Here is a 5,842-nt window from a genome sequence, read left to right on the forward strand (position 1 = left end):
TCCGGTTGCTCGGGCACAATATGGGACCCGTGGAGGAAACGGCGGAATGAACATGCGATGCCGTGATCCTCGAACTGGAGTGGGTGGATGGGACGGGGAGTGAGCGATGGCGACGGATGCAGGGCTGATGAGCGGTTCCCGAAAAGAGGAGCCAGCGACGAAGCATAGGAGCTCATCGATCGGATGGAGCGTATTGCTGTGCTGACTCGGCCGGATCGCATCCATTGGTGCGATGGATCGGACCATGAATGGCATGAACTGTCGGCATAGCTGGTCGCATCCGGAACGCTCACGAGACTCGATCCCGCGAAGCGACCGAACAGTTTCCTTGCACGCTCGGACCCGCTGACGTGGCGCGGGTCGAGAGCAGGACGCTCATCTGCTCCGAGCGCGAGGGCGATGCCGGACTCCCCAACAACTGGTGGGATCCGGCCGCGACCTGGGTGACGGTGGACCATCTATTCGCCGCCTAGATGCGCGGATGAACCATGTATGTGGTGCCCTTCTGCATGGGTCTGCGTTTCCTAGCGCTTGCGGCAAGACCAATATGGCGATGCTGGACTCCACCATCCCGGGCTGGACGGCGGAGACGATCGGCGACGACATCGCGTGGATGCGGTTCGGCAAGGACGGTCGGCTCCATGCCGTCAATCCCGAGGCCGGCTCCTTCGGTGTGGCGCCCGGCACCGGTACCGCGACCAACCGCAACGCCGTGGACACGCTCCGCGCCAACGCCATCTACACGAACCCGGCGCTGACCGACGATGGAGACGTCTGGGGGGAAGGGCTGACGACCGAGCCGCCCGCTGGGCTGATCGACTGGCTAGGCGAGCCGTGGGATCCGGCGAGCGGCCGACCGGCCGCGCACCTAAACGCCCGCTTCACGGTGCTGGCTGGCCAGTGCCCGGTAATCGCCGCCGAATGGGACGATCCCTCCGGCGTGCCGATCCTCGGCCATCCTGTTCGGCCGTCGCGCCGCGACTGCCGTGCCGCTCGTTACCGAGGCGTTTGATTGGCAGCACGGCGTCTACCTGGCGGCGAACGTTGCCTTGGAGGCCACGGCTGCCGCCGAAGGAACGGTCGGCACTCTCCGCCGCGACCCGTTCGCGATGCGTCCGTTCCGCGAGTGCGATATGACGCGGTATTTCGAGCATTGGCTTCGATTCGGGGCCGCCGCGACGCTCGACAGCAGGCAGCTCCCCAGGATCTACCTGGTGAACGGGTTCCGGAAGGGTGCCGACGGTAGATACCTCTGGCCCGGTTACGGCGATAACGCCCGTGTTCTCGAGTGGATCGTTGGGCATTGTTAAGGGAGCGTCGCAGCTTTCGACACGCCGATCGGTAGGGTGCCCATGTCGGGGTCGCTCGATATCGGCGGTCTGTCCCTGTCCGCTGACGCGCTCCGCCAAATGCCGCCAGCGCTTTGGCGCGAACAGGACGCGCTCGAGCGGCGACTTTCGGCGGCCCTGTGATCGCCGGAACGGCGGGCGACAGGGCAACGGCGCTGCTCCTGTCCGTACGCGCGTTAGTTCCACGTGATGCCGGAGTCTGCCGGTAAACCGATCAAGCCATGGCTTCGTCGATACCCTTTTTCGCATCGCCGACGTGAAACCGCTATCATGCGCTTCCTCACCACATCACCTAAGCTCGTCGGATAACAAAAGAATGATCGTGAAGCCTCGCTTCGAAGCCGGGCCGCGATAGAGGGGGAGGATTTATGCGTTCAGGCCTGCTGACGTCGGCTTCCATGTTGATCTTGGTGCCGGAAGCGGTCTTCGCCCAGGCGGCTACGGCACCCGCCGCGACGGGGCCGGCACCGTCCGAACAAGCCGCATCGGCAGATCAGACGCCCGCATCCGGTCTGAGCGACATCATCGTCACGGCGCAACGCCGTGCGGAGAACTTGCAACGTGCGGCGGTCGCCGTCGACGTCGTTCAGGGCGCGGACCTGGTCACGGCGGGCGTTACCCAGGTCGATCGCCTTGGTGAGCTTGCGCCCGCGCTTACGATCCAGCCGACCGGCACGGGGAACATCACGTTCTTGCGCGGCGTCGGCAACTTCACCGTGTCCGCCAACAGCGACCCGGCGATCGCCTTCAACTATGACGGCGTCTATGTAGGCCGTCCCAGTTCCCAGACCGGCGTCTTCTTCGACCTGGAGCGGATCGAGATCCTGAAAGGGCCGCAAGGTACGCTCTACGGTCGAAACGCCACCGGCGGCGCGATCAACGTAATCCCCGTACAGCCGAGATTGGGTGAGCTCTCGGGCTACGCCACGGCCAGCTACGGCAACTACGACGCGATCACGGCGGAGGGCGCGGTGAACGCCCCGCTCGGCGCGAACGGCGCGCTGCGCATCTCGGGCAGCGTCGCGCGCCGCGATGGTTATCTGCGCGACGGCACCTCCGACGAGCGGACCGAGTCCTTGCGCGTACAGCTGAAATCCGAGCTCACCCCGGCGCTGACCGTGCGTGTAGCGGGCGATTACAGCCATACCGGCGGGGTGGGCGCGGGCGTCAGCTATATCGGCAACTACCTGTTCAATCCGGCCGCGGGGGGCTATCTCCTGATTCCATCGGGCGTTCCGGTCGCGGACGGGCAGTACACTCAGGCCGGACAGACCTATCGCACGCGAGTACCCGCGGGCACGGCGGGGCGGTTCCTTGATCCGCTCGAGCGGACCCCGTTTCAGCGCAACGACTTCTTCGGTGCCAATGCGGAGATCTCTTACGATACGGGGGCGGGCGTCCTCACCGTCGTTCCCGCGTGGCGCTACGCGTCCCTCAACTTTCTCGCGGCACCCAGCTTCCTCTATCGCAATCGCGAGGAGGACGAGCAGTTCAGCCTCGAGGCGCGCTTCGAGGGCACGCGCATTGGCATCTTGGATTATACGATTGGCGGCTACGTCTATGACGAGAAGATCAAGTCGCGGCTGGCTCTCTCGCTTTCTTCCGCGGTCACGTTCCAGGACGTCCGATACAAGACGCGATCCTATGCTCCATTCGGGCGCGTCACCGCCCATCTGACGGACCAGCTGCGACTGGTCGGCGGTGTGAGATACACCGAAGACAAGAAGCGGTTCAGCGGAACCACGACGGCCGGCGCGATCGTCTGCGTCGTCTTCGTGAACGGTATTCCGACTTGCCCCAGTGCGCCGCTGTTCCCGCTGACGGACAGCGCCGACCAGATACCGTTCGCGTTCCCGCCCCCGGGCGTACCGGTCCTTCCGCTCTTTTCCGGCGGCGTTCCGACCGGCGCGATCGTGGTGCGCACCGACAGGAACGACGACAGCCGGCTGAAGAACAACAAGGTGACCTACCGCGCCGCCGTGGAATTCGACGTGGCCGAAAGGTCATTGTTCTATGCCAGCTTCGAGACCGGATACCGATCGGGCGGGTTCTCGGCCGCCGAGGGGTTCGAAACCTTCCAGCCGGAAACGATCGACGCTTTCACCGTCGGCTTGAAGAACCGTTTCTTCGACAACCGCGTCCAATTGAACATCGAAGGATTTTATTGGAACTACAAGGACCAACAGGTCAACTATGTCGGCCTCGATCTGGCCGGCCGTACCGCCAACTTCACGCAGAATATCGGCAAGTCACGCATCAAGGGCGTCGAGGTCGAGGGTCAGTTCCTCCTCACCCCGACGACTTTACTCAGCGGGGACGTCCAGTACCTAGATGCGCGCAACCGGGTGTTCGCGTACCAGCAGGCCGTGGGCGCGCCCGGAGCGCCGCCGCCGCTAACCGGATGCGACGTGTCGGTGAACGCGAATCCGCTGCTCTACGATGTCGATTGCGCCGGCCGGCCTTCGTATAATTCGCCCAAATGGACGATCAACCTGGCCGCGCAGCAGACGATCGAGATTGGCGACTACAAGCTCGTCGGCGGCGCCAACACACAGTACAAGTCAAAGCGCGCGATCGGATTCCAATATCTGGATGAGCAGACGGTCGAATCCACCTGGCGTACCGACGCGCAGCTCGCCTTCGGACCCGCCGACGATCGTTGGTCGCTCTCGGCCTATGTCCGCAATCTCGAGAACAACCGCATCCCGATCTATTCGTCGCTGAACCCGATCGCCAACATCCTGATCAACGGGACGACGGCACCCCGGACGTATGGCGTTCGCGGGTCGGTGAAGTTCTGAGTCGCGACGGGGCTGGGCGGATACGCTGGCTCCGGAGCCGCCCACCTCCGCCGCGAGCGGATCATGTCAGGAAGGTATGTCCGATGGCCTGTGAAGCGGCCGCTGCGGTAAGTGGTCTCCGGTGCTCCACCATCCGGTATCATCTCCAGGGTTGCGCGTTCCTGACCGCGATGCTGGTCGGCACGGCCTTAAACGCAGCGGTCGCCCAGGGCGATGTGGACGCCCCGTTGGTCATCCGCGACGTCACGATCGTGGACACGCGTGACGGCCGGTTGCGACCCGGCATGGACGTCGAGATCGCCGGTGGGAAGATCACCAGGATCGCGCGGGCGGACCGATCGAAGACGCGCGCCGGGGCTTCGTCGATCGACGGCCGCAACAAATTCTTGGTGCCCGGGTTCAACGACATGCACGTCCATCCGTTGCAGCCCGACTATGACGTGCGACTCGTGTTTCCGCTGATGGTCGCGAACGGCATTACCGGGGTGCGCGTGATGGCGAGCTCCCCGCCTCAGCTATCGCAGCGGCGGGCCGGAACGCTGCCCACGGGGTCGGTCGCGCCCGAGATACTTCAGATGGCGGGTCCACCGATCCTGGGCGCTACCGCGCCGACGCCGCAAGCGGCCGTCGTCGAGGTCGCCAAGCAGAAGCAAATGGGCGCCGAGTTCATCAAGATCATCGACGGCGGTCCCGTGGAGTATCAGCCCGGGGCCTACATGGCCGTGGTCGACGAGGCGGTCAGGTCGGGTCTCCCGGTCGGCGGCCATGTACCGGCGACGCTCGACATCCGTGACGTCGTCGCGCATCGCATGACCTCGGTCGAGCATCTCGGCCCCGACGCGGGGCTCATCCAGGCATGCTCGACCGACGAGGCGGCGCTGCGAGCGGCGTTCCTCAAGATACCGAGCACGTATCGCGCGCTCGAGCCGGCGCTGTTCAAGACGCCGTCGATCGCGCTGCCCCCGGTCGTGCTCGCGCTCTTCCGGCGCATGATCGACACGTTCGACGAGAAGAAGTGCGGCGAGCTCGCACGGACGTTCGCGGCCAGCGGGACATGGCAGGTGCCGACGCTGATCCGGATGCAGACCAACTACGTCCCGACCGATCCTCGTTTCGCGACCGATCCAAACCTTCGCTATGTGGAGGCGGCCAATGTGCGGCAATGGCGTATGCTGCTGTCGCGCTTCGAAAGGATCCCGGCTGCCGACCGGGCTACGCTGGCCGACCTGTTCCGGCTGGAGCTGCGCGTGACCCGGCTCTTCGACGCCAACGGCGCGAAGATGTTGGCCGGGTCGGACTTCGGCGGGTCCTGGCTGACGCCGGGCTTCTCGCTGCACGAGGAGTTCGATCTCTTGTCCCGGGCGGGCGTCGCGCCGCTCAAGGTGCTGCAGATGACCACGCTGCTTCCGGCCCGGTACATGCGCCGGGAGGCGACCATGGGGACCGTTAAGGTCGGCAAGGATGCGAATCTCGTGCTCCTCGACGCCAATCCGATCGCGAGCGTCGGTGCCCTGCACCGGATCCGTGGCGTGTTGCGAGCGGGCCGCTACTATCCTCGCGCCCAGCTCGACGCCATGCTGAGGGACGCGGAGCGGTTGGCGGCGACCAATCCGGAAACCCCGGCGGCCGCGACGGCGAACTGAATACCGTCGCCGCGACGCACCCGACTTGATCTCGAGATTCAGGCCGCCG

Annotated in this window: 5 protein-coding genes; all 5 read left to right on the plus strand. The window is 65.1% G+C overall.

The window, feature by feature from the left end; all coding sequences use genetic code 11:
* Positions 1–350: 350 nt before the first annotated feature.
* The 5 genes from ACFE71_RS14525 (at position 351) to ACFE71_RS14545 (ending at position 5,793) form a co-directional block, all read left to right on the plus strand.
* Complete coding sequence (locus tag ACFE71_RS14525; RefSeq protein ID WP_375429477.1) at positions 351–473, plus strand: hypothetical protein; 123 nt, start codon at positions 351–353, stop codon at positions 471–473.
* 74 nt (positions 474–547) lie between these two features.
* Positions 548–1,012 (plus strand): phosphoenolpyruvate carboxykinase domain-containing protein, encoded by a 465-nt coding sequence (locus ACFE71_RS14530; RefSeq protein WP_375429478.1) that lies wholly within the window; start codon positions 548–550, stop codon positions 1,010–1,012.
* Positions 987–1,310: a phosphoenolpyruvate carboxykinase domain-containing protein gene (locus tag ACFE71_RS14535; protein ID WP_375429479.1), complete on the plus strand. Its 324-nt coding sequence runs from the start codon at positions 987–989 to the stop codon at positions 1,308–1,310. The genes ACFE71_RS14530 and ACFE71_RS14535 overlap by 26 nt, the downstream gene beginning before the upstream one ends.
* A gap of 407 nt (positions 1,311–1,717) precedes the next feature.
* Positions 1,718–4,150, plus strand: coding sequence for a TonB-dependent receptor (locus ACFE71_RS14540; RefSeq protein WP_375429480.1), 2,433 nt, complete (start codon positions 1,718–1,720; stop codon positions 4,148–4,150).
* A gap of 83 nt (positions 4,151–4,233) precedes the next feature.
* Positions 4,234–5,793 (plus strand): amidohydrolase family protein, encoded by a 1,560-nt coding sequence (locus ACFE71_RS14545; RefSeq protein ID WP_375429481.1) that lies wholly within the window; start codon positions 4,234–4,236, stop codon positions 5,791–5,793.
* Positions 5,794–5,842 lie beyond the last annotated feature (49 nt).

Source organism: uncultured Sphingomonas sp. (genome assembly GCF_964237155.1).
Classification (GTDB): Bacteria; Pseudomonadota; Alphaproteobacteria; order Sphingomonadales; family Sphingomonadaceae; genus Sphingomonas.

What these genes read in the sequence shown, in the direction of transcription:
- ACFE71_RS14530 (WP_375429478.1), top strand. Translation starts at nt 548, where the DNA reads ATGGCGATGCTGGACTCCACCATCCCGGGCTGGACGGCGGAGACGATC.
- ACFE71_RS14545 (WP_375429481.1), top strand. Translation starts at nt 4,234, where the DNA reads ATGGCCTGTGAAGCGGCCGCTGCGGTAAGTGGTCTCCGGTGCTCCACC.
- ACFE71_RS14540 (WP_375429480.1), top strand. Translation starts at nt 1,718, where the DNA reads ATGCGTTCAGGCCTGCTGACGTCGGCTTCCATGTTGATCTTGGTGCCG.